The 14,573-nt window shown below is 67.6% G+C and carries 15 protein-coding genes and 1 tRNA gene; 14 read left to right on the forward strand and 2 right to left on the reverse strand.

Annotated features, from left to right (window positions below):
* The first annotated feature begins 5 nt into the window (after positions 1 to 5).
* The 6 genes from HTY51_RS11410 (at position 6) to HTY51_RS11435 (ending at position 4,134) form a co-directional block, all read left to right on the forward strand.
* On the forward strand, positions 6 to 1,097 hold the full coding sequence (locus tag HTY51_RS11410; protein WP_174254253.1) for a branched-chain amino acid ABC transporter permease: 1,092 nt from the start codon (positions 6 to 8) through the stop codon (positions 1,095 to 1,097).
* A gap of 58 nt (positions 1,098 to 1,155) precedes the next feature.
* A complete protein-coding gene (locus tag HTY51_RS11415) occupies positions 1,156 to 1,953 on the forward strand; it encodes an ABC transporter ATP-binding protein (RefSeq protein WP_174252856.1) in 798 nt (265 codons plus the stop codon).
* Positions 1,950 to 2,672: an ABC transporter ATP-binding protein gene (locus HTY51_RS11420; RefSeq protein ID WP_174252857.1), complete on the forward strand. Its 723-nt coding sequence runs from the start codon at positions 1,950 to 1,952 to the stop codon at positions 2,670 to 2,672. The genes HTY51_RS11415 and HTY51_RS11420 overlap by 4 nt, the downstream gene beginning before the upstream one ends.
* Before the next feature lie 80 nt (positions 2,673 to 2,752).
* Positions 2,753 to 3,244, forward strand: a complete 492-nt coding sequence (locus HTY51_RS11425) for a heme-binding protein (RefSeq protein WP_174252858.1) — start codon at positions 2,753 to 2,755, stop codon at positions 3,242 to 3,244.
* Positions 3,245 to 3,248: 4 nt separating this feature from the next.
* Positions 3,249 to 3,629: a VOC family protein gene (locus HTY51_RS11430; protein WP_174252859.1), complete on the forward strand. Its 381-nt coding sequence runs from the start codon at positions 3,249 to 3,251 to the stop codon at positions 3,627 to 3,629.
* A 130-nt stretch (positions 3,630 to 3,759) separates the two neighbouring features.
* Complete coding sequence (locus HTY51_RS11435) at positions 3,760 to 4,134, forward strand: hypothetical protein (RefSeq protein WP_174252860.1); 375 nt, start codon at positions 3,760 to 3,762, stop codon at positions 4,132 to 4,134.
* A gap of 199 nt (positions 4,135 to 4,333) precedes the next feature.
* On the opposite strand, the gene HTY51_RS11440 is transcribed toward HTY51_RS11435, so the two are convergent.
* Positions 4,334 to 5,398 (reverse strand): CDP-6-deoxy-delta-3,4-glucoseen reductase, encoded by a 1,065-nt coding sequence (locus HTY51_RS11440; RefSeq protein ID WP_174252861.1) that lies wholly within the window; start codon positions 5,396 to 5,398, stop codon positions 4,334 to 4,336.
* Positions 5,399 to 5,443: 45 nt separating this feature from the next.
* Here HTY51_RS11440 and HTY51_RS11445 point away from each other — a divergent pair, with 45 nt between their 5' ends.
* The 6 genes from HTY51_RS11445 to HTY51_RS11470 are packed head-to-tail and all read left to right on the forward strand — an operon-like array spanning position 5,444 to position 12,686.
* The gene (locus HTY51_RS11445) at positions 5,444 to 6,361 is read left to right on the forward strand and encodes an NAD-dependent epimerase/dehydratase family protein (protein ID WP_174252862.1); all 918 of its coding nucleotides are present in this window, start codon (positions 5,444 to 5,446) and stop codon (positions 6,359 to 6,361) included.
* Between the two features lie 21 nt (positions 6,362 to 6,382).
* Complete coding sequence (locus tag HTY51_RS11450) at positions 6,383 to 6,886, forward strand: type II secretion system protein (RefSeq protein WP_174252863.1); 504 nt, start codon at positions 6,383 to 6,385, stop codon at positions 6,884 to 6,886.
* Positions 6,876 to 7,418, forward strand: coding sequence for a type II secretion system protein (locus tag HTY51_RS11455; RefSeq protein WP_174252864.1), 543 nt, complete (start codon positions 6,876 to 6,878; stop codon positions 7,416 to 7,418). Before HTY51_RS11450 ends, HTY51_RS11455 begins: the two co-directional genes overlap by 11 nt.
* Positions 7,415 to 8,308, forward strand: coding sequence for a type II secretion system protein (locus tag HTY51_RS11460; RefSeq protein ID WP_174252865.1), 894 nt, complete (start codon positions 7,415 to 7,417; stop codon positions 8,306 to 8,308). The genes HTY51_RS11455 and HTY51_RS11460 overlap by 4 nt, the downstream gene beginning before the upstream one ends.
* Positions 8,305 to 8,736 (forward strand): agglutinin biogenesis protein MshP, encoded by a 432-nt coding sequence (locus HTY51_RS11465; RefSeq protein WP_174252866.1) that lies wholly within the window; start codon positions 8,305 to 8,307, stop codon positions 8,734 to 8,736. The genes HTY51_RS11460 and HTY51_RS11465 overlap by 4 nt, the downstream gene beginning before the upstream one ends.
* Before the next feature lie 14 nt (positions 8,737 to 8,750).
* Positions 8,751 to 12,686 carry a DUF6701 domain-containing protein gene (locus HTY51_RS11470; protein ID WP_174252867.1) on the forward strand — a complete coding sequence of 1,312 codons (3,936 nt, stop codon included), beginning with the start codon at positions 8,751 to 8,753 and terminating at the stop codon, positions 12,684 to 12,686.
* A 258-nt stretch (positions 12,687 to 12,944) separates the two neighbouring features.
* Here HTY51_RS11470 and HTY51_RS11475 read toward each other — a convergent pair.
* Positions 12,945 to 13,029 (reverse strand) — tRNA-Leu (locus tag HTY51_RS11475).
* Positions 13,030 to 13,082: 53 nt separating this feature from the next.
* On the opposite strand from HTY51_RS11475, the gene cysM reads away from it, so the two are divergent.
* Both cysM and HTY51_RS11485 read left to right on the forward strand, forming a co-directional pair.
* A complete protein-coding gene (gene cysM / locus HTY51_RS11480; protein WP_174252868.1) occupies positions 13,083 to 13,985 on the forward strand; it encodes a cysteine synthase CysM in 903 nt (300 codons plus the stop codon).
* Between the two features lie 12 nt (positions 13,986 to 13,997).
* A complete protein-coding gene (locus HTY51_RS11485; protein WP_174252869.1) occupies positions 13,998 to 14,549 on the forward strand; it encodes an NUDIX domain-containing protein in 552 nt (183 codons plus the stop codon).
* Positions 14,550 to 14,573 lie beyond the last annotated feature (24 nt).

Raw genomic sequence — 14,573 nt, forward strand, 5'->3', positions numbered from 1 at the left:
TGCAGATGAATTCCCGCCACCGCCTCATCGCCATCGTGCTGGCCGCCATCGGCCTGCTGGTCTTGCCGCTGATCCTGCAGGGTTACGGCAATGCCTGGGTGCGCATCCTGGACATGGCCCTGCTCTTTGTGCTGCTGGCCCTGGGCCTGAACATCGTGGTGGGTTACGCCGGCCTGCTGGACCTGGGTTTCGTGGCCTTCTTCGCCATTGGTGCCTACATGTTCGGCCTGCTGGCCTCGCCCCACCTGAGCGACCACTTCCCCGCCTTCGCAGCGATGTTTCCGAATGGCCTGCACACGCCGCTGTGGCTGGTCATCCCGCTGGGAGCGCTGCTGGCCGGCGCGCTGGGGGTGCTGCTGGGCGCACCCACCTTGCGATTGCGCGGTGACTACCTGGCCATCGTGACCCTGGGTTTCGGCGAGATCATCCGCGTCTTCCTGAACAACCTGGACCACCCGGTCAACATCACCAATGGCCCCAAGGGCATAGGCCAGATCGACTCCATCAAGTTCTTCGGTTTCGACCTGGGCAAGAAGCTCAACGTCTTCGGTTTCGACGTGGCGCCCGTCACCATGTACTACTACCTCTTCCTCGCGCTGGTGGTGGTGAGTGTGGTGATCTGCCACCGCATCGAGTTCTCGCGCATCGGCCGCGCCTGGATGGCCATCCGCGAGGACGAGATCGCCGCCAAGGCCATGGGCATCAACACGCGCAACATGAAGCTGCTGGCCTTCGGCATGGGGGCCACCTTCGGGGGTGTCTCGGGTGCCATGTTCGCGGCCTTCCAGGGTTTCATCTCGCCCGAGTCCTTCAGCCTCATGGAGTCCGTGATGATCGTGGCCATGGTGGTGCTGGGCGGCATCGGCCACCTGCCGGGCGTGATCCTGGGCGCGGTGCTGCTGGCCTCGCTGCCCGAGGTGCTGCGTTACGTCGCTGGCCCGCTGCAGTCCATGACGGACGGGCGGCTGGATGCCTCCATCCTGCGTCAGCTGCTGATCGCCCTGGCCATGATCATCGTCATGCTGCTGCGCCCGCGCGGCCTGTGGCCTTCACCGGAACACGGCAAGGCTTTGCGCAGGAAGGGGGGGCCGGCATGAGCGCGCACGGCCGCCCCGAAGCGCTCATCCCGCAGCGCATAGCGCGGAGGGCATCCCTATGAGCGACGTGTTGTTGCATGTGAGCGGTGTCTCCAAACGCTTCGGCGGCCTGCAGGCCCTCAACGATGTGCACCTGCGCATCCAGCGCGGCCAGGTCTACGGCCTGATCGGCCCCAACGGCGCGGGCAAGACCACCTTCTTCAACGTCATCACCGGCCTGTACACCCCCGACAGCGGCAAATTCGAGCTGGCCGGCCTGGCCTACAAGCCCACGGCCGTGCACGAGGTGGCGCGTGCCGGCATCGCACGCACCTTCCAGAACATCCGCCTCTTTGCCGACATGACGGCACTGGAGAACGTGATGGTCGGGCGGCACACCCGCTCGGGCTCCGGCCTGCTGGGTGCCATCTTCCGCACCCGCGGCTTCGAGCGCGAGGAAGTGAACATCACCCGGCGCGCCAACGAGCTGCTGGACTACGTGGGCATAGGCCACCTGGGTGACTACAAGGCGCGCACCCTGAGCTATGGCGACCAGCGCCGTCTGGAGATCGCACGCGCCCTGGCCACCGAGCCTCTGCTGCTGGCCCTGGACGAACCGGCCGCCGGCATGAACGCCACCGAAAAGGTGGAGCTGCGCGCCCTGATCGAACGCATCCGCCACGACGGCGTCAGCGTGCTGCTGATCGAACACGACGTGAAACTGGTGATGGGCCTGTGCGACCGTGTCACCGTGCTGGACTACGGCCGCCAGATCGCCGAAGGCACACCGGCCGAGGTGCAGAAGAACGAGAAGGTCATCGAGGCCTATCTGGGCCACGCCGGCGCCAAGGCCGCTGCGGAGGCCACCGCATCATGAGTCAAGACAAAGAAGTGCTGTTGCAGGTCCACGGCCTGAAGGTGGCCTACGGCGGCATCCAGGCCGTCAAGGGTGTGGACTTCGAGGTCAAGCGCGGTGAACTGGTCTGCCTGATCGGCTCCAACGGCGCCGGCAAGACCAGCACCATGAAGGCCGTCACCGGCACCCTGCCCTGCGTGGGCCAGCTGCACTACCTGGGCAAGGCCCTGCGCGGCCAGGGGCCCTGGGACCTGGTGCGCCAGGGCCTGGCCATGGTGCCCGAGGGGCGCGGCGTGTTCACCCGCATGAGCATTGCCGAGAACCTGCTGATGGGCGCCTACACACGCGACGACAGCGAGGGCATCGCGGCCGACCTGGAGCGCATGTACGGCCTGTTCCCGCGCCTCAAGGAACGGCACACCCAGTTGGCGGGCACGCTCAGCGGTGGCGAGCAGCAGATGCTGGCCATGGGCCGCGCGCTGATGAGCCGCCCCCAGCTGCTGCTGCTGGACGAGCCCTCCATGGGCCTGAGCCCCATCATGGTCGACAAGATCTTCGAGGTGGTGCGCGAGGTGCATGGCCAGGGCACCACCGTGTTGCTGGTGGAGCAGAACGCCAGCCGCGCCCTGTCCATCGCCGACCGGGCTTATGTCATGGAGTCGGGGCTGATCACCCTGTCCGGCCCGGCGCAGGATCTGCTGCACGACCCGGCCGTGCGCGCCGCCTACCTGGGCGAATAAAGCAGCAGACTGCTCGGGATTGCCTGCGCACATGGCCGCGCGGGGTCTACCATGGCTGTCCGATCTCAAAAGGACATCTTATGAAACGCATCACCCTCACCCTTATCGCCCTGGGCCTCGCTGGCAACGTGCTGGCGCAGGAAGCCGTGTTCCAGAGCAAGAACCTGACGCCCGAAGCCGCACTCAAGGCCGCCCAGGCCGCGCTGGAATCCTGCCGCAAGCAGGGTTACCAGATCGCCGTGGCCGTGACCGACCGCACGGGCTTGGTCCAGGTGCTGCTGCGCGACCGCTTTGCCGGTGCGCACACGGTCACGGTCGCCACCGACAAGGCCTGGACGGCAGCCAGCTTCAAGACCTCCACGCTGGAGTTCGGCAAGGACACCCAGGCCGGCAAGTCCATGAGCGGCATCCGCCATGTGCCGCGTGTCGTCGCGGCCGGTGGTGGCCTGCCCATCGAGGCCGGCGGCACGCTGGTGGGCGCCATCGGCATCTCGGGCGGCCCCGGCGGCGAAGCCGACGAGGCCTGCGCCAAGGCCGGCATCAAGGCCATTGCCGACGCGCTGGAACTCTGAGTTGATGCGGATCGACAGCCTCGATCACCTCGTGCTCACGGTCGCCGATGTGGCGGCCACCTGCGCCTTCTACCAGCGCGTGCTGGGCATGGAGGTGGTCACCTTCGGCGCCGGCCGCCAGGCCCTGGCCTTTGGCACGCAGAAGATCAACCTGCACCAGAGCGGCCGTGAATTCGAGCCCAAGGCCCAGCGGCCCACGCCGGGTTCGGCCGACCTGTGTTTCCTGACGTCGGTGCCGCTGGCCCAGGTACAGGCGCACCTGGCGGCCTGCGGCGTGGTCGTGAGCGAGGGCCCGGTGCAGCGCACCGGCGCGCAGGGGCCCATCCTCTCGGTCTATTTCCGCGACCCGGACCTCAACCTGATCGAGGTCTCGAACCGGCTCTGAGCCGGGCTGCGGTCTTGTGACATCCCTTTACACAGGCTTTGCAGAAACCTGTCGGCTGCAGCGCGCGCCTGAGGCGTTGCAGGTCCATGGAAGCTTTTTCTTCCATGTTTCATCCCCCAAGGAGATCCGCATGAAAAGCAAGTTCTTGTTCAGCATCCTGGCCCTGGCGGCCGCCGGCACGGCCCTGGCCCAGACGGCCACCCCCAAGGTGGACCAGCGCCAGCAAAACCAGGAACGCCGCATCGAGCAGGGCGCCAGTTCGGGCCAGCTGACCCCGCGCGAAGCCCAGCGCCTGGAAAACCGGCAGCAGCGCACCGAGCGCGTGGAAGAACGCGCCAAGGCCGACGGCCAGGTCACCGCACGTGAACGTGCCCACATGGACAATATGCAGGACCGCAACAGCCGCGACATCCGCCGTGAAAAGCATGACCGCCAGCGCGACATGAACCAGGACGGCCGCAAGGACCGCCCGCGCGCCCAGCGCCCGCAAGGCCCGGGCAACTGACACCTGAGCCACCATCAAAAAGGCCCGCTGTCTTGCGACAGCGGGCCTTGTCTTTGCAGCCTGAAGCTTGACGCCTAGACCTTGAGGCTACGCGCCCTCAGATACGTTCTGTTGCGGCCACGGCCGGCGCTACGCGCCGTGCTTGTAGTTCCGGCCCACATCCGCTACGCGGATATGACCCTACACTGCAAACACGCTGCTATGCAGCGTGTTTGTCAGCCTCGCTGGTGAAGGCGTCGGCGTAGAACTCTTCCTCGGGCAGGCCGGCCTGGGCCACGTAGTCGCGCCGGGCCGAGTCCACCACGATGGGGGCGCCGCAGGCGTAGACCTGGTGGCCCGAGAGGTCGGGAAGGTCCTGCAGCGCGGCCTGGTGCACGAAACCCGTGCGGCCGGCCCAGTGGTCTTCGGGCAGGGCATCGGACACCACGGGCACGTAACGCAGCTTCGGCATCTCCTTCGTCTTCTGCAGCACCCAGTCGTGCATGTAGAGATCGGCCGGGCGGCGCCCGCCCCAGTAGAGCGTGGCCGCCCGGCTGATGCCTTTGTGCTGCATCTGCTCGATCAGCGCCTTGATCGGTGCGAAACCGGTGCCCGAGGCCAGCAGCACCAGGGGTTTGTCGCTGTCCTCGCGCAGGTAGAAGCTGCCGTAGGGCCCCTCGATGCGCAGGATCTCCTTTTCCTTCATGGCACCGAACACATGGTCGGTGAACTTGCCGCCCGGCATGTGGCGGATGTGCAGCTCCATGGTGGCGCCCACCGGCGGTGTGGCCGTGGGCTGGCCGGCGCGGCTGTGCGGCGCATTGGCCATGGAGTAGCTGCGCCGCGCGCCGTCGCGCAGCAGGAACTCGACGTACTGGCCGGCGTGGAACTGGAAGCTGTCATTGGCCGGCAGCTGCAGCACCAGGCGCATCACGTCGGGCGAGACCTTCTGCATCTCGTTCACGCGCACCGGCATCTTGCGGATCGGAAAGGCGCCGGCCTCGGTCACCTGGCGCGATTCCAGCACCACGTCACCCTGGGGCACGCCGCAGCAGGTCAGCACGTAACCGGCGGCTTCCTCGGCCTCGCTCAGGGCCTTGCTCTGGTGCGGGCCATGCACCACGGCACCGGAAATCTTCTTGCATTTGCAGGAGCCACAGGCCCCGTCCTTGCAGCCATAGGGCAGGCCGATGCCGGCGCGGATGCCGGCGGCGAGAATGGCTTCGCCGGGGAGAACCTCGAAACTGCGGCCACTGGGCAACACGGTGACTTGATGGGAAGACATCTTTTCGTTATCCTTGAACAGTTTTTCGACGCAAAGACAGGAATTTTGCCAGTGTTGACAAACCCTTCAGGCGCGCTGCCCATGCGCTTCCGGCGCCAGCGTGTGCTCATCGTCGGCTGCGGTGACGTGGGCCTGCGCGCCGCCGCCGCCCTGCCCGCCCGCGTGCGGGTGCTGGCGCTCACCTCCACGCCCACCCGCCTGGACGGCCTGCGGGCCCGCGGCATCACCCCCCTGCTGGGCAACCTGGACCGGCCCGCCACCCTGCGACGCCTGGCCGGTCTGGCCGACCGCGTGCTGCACCTGGCCCCGCCACCCGGCGAGGGCGCGGACGACGCACGCACCCGCAACCTGCTGCGCGCGCTGCGCCTGCGCACACCGCCAGCCACCCTGGTCTACGGCTCGACCAGCGGGGTCTACGGCGACTGCGGCGGTGCCCGGGTCAGCGAGACACGGCCCCTGCAGGCGGGCACGGCCCGCGCCCGCCGCCGCGTGGCGGCCGAGCGGCACGTGCGCTTCCTAGGCCGCAGCGCGGGGGTACGCAGCAGCATCCTGCGCATCCCCGGCATCTACGCGCCAGACCGCGAAGGCGGCACCCCCCGCGAACGCCTGCTCAAGGGCACGCCGGTGCTGCGCGCCGAGGACGACGTCTACACCAACCACATCCACGCCGACGACCTGGCCCGCGCCTGCCTGGTCGCGCTGTGGCGCGGCGCGGCGCAGCGCGTGTACCACGCCAGCGACGACAGCGAGCTGAAAATGGGCGACTATGTGGACCTCGCCGCCGGGCTGTACGGCCTGCCGCGCCCCACGCGCCTGGCCCGCGAGCAGGCGGTGCAAACACTGCCCGCCATGCTGCTGAGTTTCATGAGCGAGTCGCGCCGGCTCGAAAACACGCGCATGAAGCGTGAATTGCGTCTCAGATTGCGTTATCCCACGGTGGCCACCGGCTTGCGGGCCGTCTGAGAACCCCCGGATAATCGCTGCATGTCTCCCCCCCGGCACACCCTGGCCGCCCGCCGTCGCGCGCGCGGCTTCACCCTGATCGAGCTGATCATGGTGCTGCTGCTGCTGGGCATCCTGGCGGTCTTCGCGCTGCCGCGCATCGACCTCACACGGGGTTTCGACGAGGTGGGCTACCGCGACGCCGTGCGCGCCACGCTGGAATACGCGCGCAAGAGCGCCGTGGCCGAGCGGCGCAATGTGCGCGTCACGCTGGGCGGCAACAACCTGAGCCTGAGCATCGACAACGTCAGCCCGGAAGACCCCGGCGCAGGCAACTTCCCGCGCAACCTGCCCCTGCCCACCCCCGACCGGCGCTGCGGCGGCCCCGACAACCAGCTGTGCGCCCCGGCCAACGTCACGCTGGCCGGCCCCGCCACGCTCACCTTCAGCCCCCTGGGCCGGCCAGGTGCCGCCGCCAGCTACACGGTCACCGGGGACGCGCCCTGGACCGTCACCGTGCAAGCGGAGACCGGCCATGTGCACTGATCCGCGCGCCTCCCAGCGTCGCTCGCGGCAACGCGGCCTGACCTTCGTCGAGCTGATCTTTTTCATCGTCATCGTCACGGTGGGCCTGGCCGGCATCCTGCTGGTGCTGGACCAGACCACCAGCCGCAGCGCCGACCCCATGGTGCGCAAGCAGATGCTGGCCATCGCCGAAAGCGTGCTGGAAGAAGTGCGCCTGCAAAGCCACGGCTGGTGCGACCCCGACGACGCCAACGCCACCACGGCCACCAGTGCGGCCGGCTGTGCGGGGGGAACACCCGCCGAGACCCGGGGCAGTGCTTTGGCACCCTGGGACCAGGTCACCGACTACGACGGTGCCGTCATCACCACCAGCCTGGCCGGCGTGGCCTTCCCGCTCGGCTATGAAGCGCGGGTGATCGTGTCGCCCGGAACCCTCGGCGGCATTCCCAGCAGCGATGAGGTCCTGCTCATCCGCGTCACCGTCAGTTTCGGCAACGAGGCCGTAGCGCTCGAAGGCTACCGCACGCGCTACGCGCCCAACGCCCTGCCATGAACACAGCACGCCCTACTCCCTTAGCGCAGCAAGCGGGTTTCACGCTGGTCGAGGCGCTCATCGTGATTGTCATCACGGGCATCCTGGCCGCCATGGTGGCCGTGTTCATCCGTGCCCCGGTGGACGGTTACTTCGATTCGGTGCGCCGCGCCGAACTCACCGACACCGCCGATGTCGCCCTGCGCCGCATCACACGCGACGTGCGCCTGGCCCTGCCCAACAGCCTGCGCGTGGCCACCGTGGGCAATGTGACCTACATCGAGTTCATCATGACCAGCGCCGGCGGCCGCTACCGCGACCCGAGCGATGGTTCCACCAGCGGCAATTTCCTCAGCTTCAACGATGCGACCGACCTGAGCTTCGATGTGCATGGCCCGCTGCCGGCCATGCAGCCCAACGACTTCGTCGTGGTCTACAACCTCGGCCCCGGCAATGCGCCGGCCAATGCCTACGCGGATGGCGACCTCTGCGCCAACTGCAACCGGGCCCGGATTGCAGGCATTGCGGGCAATGTCGTGACGCTGGCCAACAACCCCTTTGCCAACCAGTCCACCCCCCTGCCCTCGCCCAACGGCCGCTTCCAGGTGGTGCCCTCAGGCACGCGGGCCGTCACCTACAGTTGCCCGACGGCAGCAACGGGGCCGGTGCAACGCCACGCCAACTACGGCTTCTTCGCCACGCAGCCCACGCCGCCGGCCGGCACCCCCGCCCTGCTGGTCACGGCCAATGCCGCCACCGGCACCGGCGCCACCTGTGCCGTGAGTTACGCCCCCGGTGTGGGCGGACGCAACGGCCTGCTCGACATCCGGCTCGTCGTGACCTCTGGCCTGGGCGCCAACGCCGAGACCGTGAGCCTGCAGCACCAGATCCGCGTGGACAACTCGCCATGAAACGCAGCCGCCCCACTCGACGCCAGCGCGGTTTCACCGCCGTCACGGCCATCTTCATCCTGGTGGTGCTGACGGCGCTGGGCGCCTTCATCCTGAGCGTCTCCACCAGCCAGCAGATCGGCTCGGCGCTGGACGTGCAGGGCGTGCGCGTCTACGAGGCCGCGCGCAGCGGCGTGGAATGGGGCCTGTACCGTCAGCTACGCGACAACAGCTGTGCCGCCACGAACAGTTTCGTGCCGCCCCCCCCCACGCTCTCGACCTACACGGTCACCGTGACCTGCAGCGCCACGCCCGGCACCAACGGCGGCCCCACCGTCTGGACCGTGACGTCCACCGCCTGTAACCAGCCCGACGCCGGGACCGGCGCCTGCCCCAACACCAATCCTGGCACCCGCTACCTTGAGCGGCGGCTGGATGTGACCTTCTGATGCGGAAGCATGGCATGAAACCCCTTTTCTCCCGCCTCTTGACCTGCCTGGCCCTGTGCATGGCAGGAACGGCCCAGGCCGCCATCGTGATCGACACCGGCACCAGCGCCCCCACCCTGAGCAGCAACTCGGTCGGCAGCGGCAGCAGCGTGAACGTGACCCTGAGCGTGACGACCTCCGGAGCCAACGCGGTGGACGACTGGCGATCCTTCGCCTGGCGCCTGGCCACCACAGCCCCGGGCGGCACCACCTGCAACAACGCTCCCGACTTCACCGGCGACGGCACCTACTCCGGTACCTACGGCATCACGGCACCGACAGCGCCCGGGGTGTACAACCTCTACCTGATTGCCTACAACTCGGACAACTGCAGCACCGGGGCCAGTGGCACTGTCACCCTGACGAATGCACTCACCGTCTACCCCACCGTGAGCAGCATCGCGCTGGCCGGTGCCAGCCCCACCAATGCAGCCAGCGTGTCCTGGACCGTCACCTTCAGCGCGAGCGTCACGAATGTGGACGCCAGTGATTTCACGCTGGCGCAAACCGGCGTGACAGGCGCCGCCATCACCAGCGTGACCGGCACCGGCACCACGCGCACCGTCACGGCCAGCACCGGCACGGGCAACGGCACCCTGGGCCTGAACCTGGTGGACGACGACAGCATCGTGAGCAACAGCGTGCCCCTGGGCGGCAGCGGCACGGACAATGGCAATCTCCCGGGTGCTGCGTACACCTTGGATCGCACCACACCAGCCGTGAGCGCGATCGCCGTGGCCAGTCCGAACCCGACGGCCGGCGCCGGCAGTGTGGACTGGACCGTCACCTTCAGCGAAGCTGTCACCGGCGTCAACGCTGCAGACTTTGCCCTGGTGCAGGGCGGCGGCGTGAGCGGCGCGGCCATCACCAACGTCAGCGGCAGCGGCACCACCTGGACGGTGACGGCCAGCACCGGCACGGGCAGCGGCACCCTGGGCCTGAACCTGGCGGACGACGACAGCATCCAGGACGCGGCCGGCAACCGCCTGGGCGGCACCGGGGCGAACAATGGCAATTTCCCAGGCGAGGCCTACAACGTCACCGCCGCACCCTGCAACCCGCCCAGCAACATCCCGGCCGGTGTGGCGGTCAGCTGCGTCTGCGACAACTTCAACCGCGCCAGCCTCAACCCCTCGACCATCTTCGGCCAGAACTGGATCACCTCCATCAGCGACAGCACCGGCATCCAGCCCAGCATCGTCGCCAGCAACGTGCTGCGCCTGACCAACAACACCGGCAACAACGCCAAGGCGGCCACCGTCCCGGCGGCCTTCCCTGCCGCGGGCAACTACATCTCGGTCGAATTCCTGCATTACGCCTACAACGGCACGGGGGCCGACGGCATCGCCGTCACCCTGTCGGACTACAACGTGCCAGCCGTGCCCGGCGCCTATGGCGGCTCCCTGGGTTATGCGCAGCAGACCGCCATCAACGGTTTTGCCGGCGGCTGGATCGGCGTGGCGCTGGACGAGTACGGCAACTACCAGAACCCGACCGAAGGGCGCCAGGGTGGTCCGGGCTTCCGTGTCGAGTCGGTAGGTGTGCGCGGCTCGGGCAGCGGCACCACGGGTTACCGCTGGCTGCAGGGCACGGCCGCCAACCTCAGCCCACCCATCGACATCACCGGCACCACACGCGGACCGGGTTATCGTTACCAGATCGTGGTGGATGCGCGCAATGCAGGGGCCGCCACTCCTGCAACCCAGGTGGTCGTGAACCGCGACACCACAGGCGTCGGCGACAGCTACACGGCCCTGATCCCATCCTTCGACGCCTTTGCCCGCGCCCTTGCCCTGTACCCCGGCAATCCCCAGGCCGCGGTACCCGCCAACTGGCAGATCTCCTTCACGGGCTCCACCGGCGGCTCGAACAACATCCACGAGATCGACAGCCTGCGCATCTGCGCGCAGACCGTCGTGCCGCCCAGCGGCGGTGTGGCCTCGGGTTTTGCCGTGATCGACGAGGCCTACGGCACACCGGCCATCGCCGTGCAGAACTACCTGACCGGCCGCATCTACACCAAACTGGCGGGCACCCCCTTCAAGCTCAATGTGGCGGCCATCAACAACAACCAGATCCAGACCGGTTATGTGCTCTCGGGCACCAAGAACGTGAATGTCAAGCTGGTCGACAACAGCGACGGCGCCTGCGTGCTCAACAGTTCGCAGGCCAATTACTGCAGCGCGGCCTGCCAGGCCAAGACGGCCGTGGCCGGCGGCACGCAGACGCTGAGCTTTGCGACCTCCAACGCGGGCCAGAAACAGAGCGCGGACTTCACCATTCCCGATGCTTGGAGCAACCTGGTGGCCCTGGTGAGTGACGGAACGACGGTCAACGCCAATGGGGTCTGGGCCTGTTCCACCGACGCCTTTGCCGTGCGCCCGCTGAACTTCAACACCCTGAGCAGCACCGCCAACAATGCGGCCCTGACCGGCACCCCGGCCTTGCGCGCGGGCAGCGACAGCTTCAGCATGACGGTGGCCACGGCCACGGCCGGTTATGCCGGCGCCGCTGCCGTGCCCACCATCAATCCGACCGCCATGACGGCCAATGTGGCGGGCTGGACCGTGGGCAGCATCGCCCCGGGCAGCTTCCCCGCAGCCACAGCCTCCAGCTCCACCGGCAACACCTTCACCTACAGCGAGGTGGGGCACTTCCGTTTCCTGGGCTACGACCCGGCCAGCAATACCACCAGCCTGCGCGGCATCCACGACAGCACCTGGACCGCGGTGGACCAGGGCACGCAGGTGGACTGCATTGCGGGCAGCTACGCCAATACGCGCGACACCAGCGGCACCTTCGCGAGCAACACCAACTACGGCAAGTACGGCTGCCTGTTCGGCATCACGGCCAATAGCGCGCTGTTCGGCCGTTTCATCCCGGACCATTTCACGCTGACCACGGGCAGCGTCACGCCCTCCTGCACCGGCACCACACGCAACTTCACCTATATGGGCCAGCCCAGGCTGGGCGTGGCCTATAGGCTCGAGGCGCGCAACGCTGCAGATGGGGTGACGCAGAACTACGATGCCGGCCGCATGCCCGGCGTGGTGCCCGAACTTGTGGCCGAAGACCAGACCGCCGCCAACCAGGGCTGCCACCTGAACCCGCGCCTGGCAGGTGCCCCCACGGCCAGCTGGGTGGCCGGCGTCTACAACGCCTCCACGATCAGCGCCAGTTTCACACGCCCGACCAACACGCCGCCCACCAACCTTGATACGTCGAGCCCGGCCGCCTGCGCGACCTCAAGGCTGCAGGCCGCGGGACCCTTCTGGGGCCTGGACATCGGTGTGCTGGTCAACGAAGGCACGGCCACCATGGCCGCTGCGGACATGGATGCCAACACAAGCGGCACCTGTAGCGGTGCGGGCTGTACTGCACGGAGACTGGGCAGCACGGGCGCGGTGCTGGGCCGCCTGAACCTGCTCAACGCCTATGGCTCGGATGCCCTGCCCCTGCTGGTGCCGGTACGCGCCGAATACTGGAATGGCACAACCTGGCAGCTCAACACCGACGACCGCTGCACCACGTTGGCCGCCAGCAACCTGGCCGTGGGCAATGTGGCACCGGCCAGCGGCTCCAGCCTGAATGTCACCAGCGCCAGCCTGGCCCTGAGCCCCGCGGCCACGATGACGGGCGGTCTCACCAACTTCCGCATCAACCCGTCCGTCAAAGGCGCGGGAAGCGTGGACCTGGTGCTCAACCTGGGCACGGGCACGGACTCGAACACCGACTGGTGCGGCAGTTGGAACCCGGGCAGCCCCGTCGCCAGCACCGGCACGACGCCCAGCCCGGACCTGAGTTTCCTGCTGGGCAACTGGTGCGGCAGCAACGCCGACCGCGCGCCGGCGGCCCGCATCCGCTTCGGCAGCCCGAAGGCGCCCTTCATCTACCTGCGCGAACGTTACTGAACCAAGGCAAGCGCCAACCGTAGGCGCGCCGAGGTGATGTTGATCAGGGAAGCACAACCGGAATCGAACTCGCGCGCGTCAGGGCGCTTCAACAATACCGCCTTGGGCGTGCCGGTTCGCAACTGCAAACCAACTGGGTATTCAGAAGGGGTGGTGCCGGGGCCGGAATCGAACCCGCGCACGCAAGTGCGCTTCAACAGTACCGCCTTCAGGCGTGCCGGTTCGCGAATGCAAACCAACTGGGGTATTCAGAAGGGGTGGTGCCCGGGGCCGGAATCGAACCGGCACGCCTTGCGGCGGGGGATTTTGAGTCCCCTGCGTCTACCAATTTCACCACCCGGGCGGAGATGGCCATCCACGAGGGATGAAGGCCGAAATTATGGCACAGTGGCGGTCATGAAGTACCCCACCATCGAAGACGCCATCGGCAAGACGCCGCTGGTGGCCCTGCAGCGCATCGGCGCCACGGAAAACGCCGCACGCGGCAACGTCGTCCTCGGCAAGCTCGAAGGCAACAACCCGGCCGGCTCGGTGAAAGACCGCCCCGCCCTGTCCATGATCCAGCGCGCCGAGGAACGCGGCGAAATCAAACCCGGCGACACGCTGATCGAAGCCACTTCCGGGAACACGGGCATCGCCCTGGCCATGGCAGCGGCCATCAAGGGCTACCGCATGGTGCTGATCATGCCGGAGGACCTCTCCATCGAGCGCGCCCAGACCATGAAGGCCTTTGGCGCCGAGCTGATCCTCACGCCCAAATCCGGCGGCATGGAATACGCACGTGACCTGGCCACGCAGATGGAACAGGTCGGCAAGGGCCGGGTGCTGGACCAGTTCGCCAATGCCGACAACCCGCGCATCCACTACGAGACCACCGGCCCCGAGCTGTGGGAGCAGACCGGCGGGCGCATCACCCACTTCGTCAGCGCCATGGGCACCACGGGCACCATCACCGGCGTCTCGCGTTTCCTCAAGGAAAAGAACCCCGAGATCCGCATCATCGGCGCCCAGCCCAGCGAAGGCTCGCGCATCCCCGGCATCCGCAAATGGCCGCAGGAATACCTGCCCAAGATCTACGATCCGAGCGCGGTGGACGAGCTGGTCTACGTGAGCCAGAGCGATGCCGAAGAGATGTGCCGCCGCCTGGCGCGCGAGGAAGGCATCTTTGCTGGCATCTCGGCTGCGGGGGCCTGCTGGGTCGCGCAGCAGATCACCGCGCGCGAGACCAACGCGACCATCGCCTTCATCGTCTGCGACCGCGGCGATCGCTACCTGTCCACCGGCGTCTTCCCGGCCTGAAACTCTGGTCTGATGAGCCAGGACTTCCGCTACTGCCCGGTCTGCGCCACGGCGCTGGCGCCCATCACTCTGCTGGAAGACGGTGGCCCCAAGGAACGCCTGCGCTGCCCGGCCTGCGCCTGGACGCACTGGAACAACCCCACACCGGTTCTGGCCGCCGTGGTGGAGTACCAGGGCCAGATCCTGCTGGCGCGCAATGCGGCCTGGGAAGGCAAGATGTACGCGCTGATCACGGGTTTCATGGAAGCCGGCGAGACGCCGCAGGAAGGCATCACGCGCGAAATCCAGGAGGAGACGAACCTGCAGGCCCTGGAGCTGAACCTGATCGGCGTCTACGACTTCCAGCGCATGAACCAGCTCATCGTGGCCTACCACGCGCGCTGCGAGGGCGAGGTGAAGCTCTCGCCCGAACTGGTGGACTACCGGCTGTTCAGCCCGGAAAAGGTCAAATGCTGGCCTGCCGGCACCGGCTACGCCCTGGCCGACTGGCTGCGCTCGCGCGGGCATACCCCGCAGTTCATGGAGGGCTGGAAGTCCCCACAGAGGTCCGATTCCGCCACCTGAAGGCCGGATTGCTTAAAATCAGGG

The organism is Rhodoferax sp. BAB1 (assembly GCF_013334205.1).
Lineage (GTDB): Bacteria > Pseudomonadota > Gammaproteobacteria > Burkholderiales > Burkholderiaceae_C > Hylemonella.

Coding starts and splice junctions, on each gene's coding strand:
- HTY51_RS11455 (WP_174252864.1), top strand. CDS start 6,876: ATGTGCACTGATCCGCGCGCCTCCCAGCGTCGCTCGCGGCAACGCGGC.
- HTY51_RS11420 (WP_174252857.1), top strand. CDS start 1,950: ATGAGTCAAGACAAAGAAGTGCTGTTGCAGGTCCACGGCCTGAAGGTG.
- HTY51_RS11440 (WP_174252861.1), bottom strand. CDS start 5,398: ATGTCTTCCCATCAAGTCACCGTGTTGCCCAGTGGCCGCAGTTTCGAG.
- HTY51_RS11415 (WP_174252856.1), top strand. CDS start 1,156: ATGAGCGACGTGTTGTTGCATGTGAGCGGTGTCTCCAAACGCTTCGGC.
- HTY51_RS11465 (WP_174252866.1), top strand. CDS start 8,305: ATGAAACGCAGCCGCCCCACTCGACGCCAGCGCGGTTTCACCGCCGTC.
- HTY51_RS11450 (WP_174252863.1), top strand. CDS start 6,383: ATGTCTCCCCCCCGGCACACCCTGGCCGCCCGCCGTCGCGCGCGCGGC.
- HTY51_RS11425 (WP_174252858.1), top strand. CDS start 2,753: ATGAAACGCATCACCCTCACCCTTATCGCCCTGGGCCTCGCTGGCAAC.
- HTY51_RS11460 (WP_174252865.1), top strand. CDS start 7,415: ATGAACACAGCACGCCCTACTCCCTTAGCGCAGCAAGCGGGTTTCACG.
- HTY51_RS11430 (WP_174252859.1), top strand. CDS start 3,249: ATGCGGATCGACAGCCTCGATCACCTCGTGCTCACGGTCGCCGATGTG.
- HTY51_RS11435 (WP_174252860.1), top strand. CDS start 3,760: ATGAAAAGCAAGTTCTTGTTCAGCATCCTGGCCCTGGCGGCCGCCGGC.
- HTY51_RS11410 (WP_174254253.1), top strand. CDS start 6: ATGAATTCCCGCCACCGCCTCATCGCCATCGTGCTGGCCGCCATCGGC.
- HTY51_RS11470 (WP_174252867.1), top strand. CDS start 8,751: ATGAAACCCCTTTTCTCCCGCCTCTTGACCTGCCTGGCCCTGTGCATG.
- cysM (WP_174252868.1), top strand. CDS start 13,083: ATGAAGTACCCCACCATCGAAGACGCCATCGGCAAGACGCCGCTGGTG.
- HTY51_RS11485 (WP_174252869.1), top strand. CDS start 13,998: ATGAGCCAGGACTTCCGCTACTGCCCGGTCTGCGCCACGGCGCTGGCG.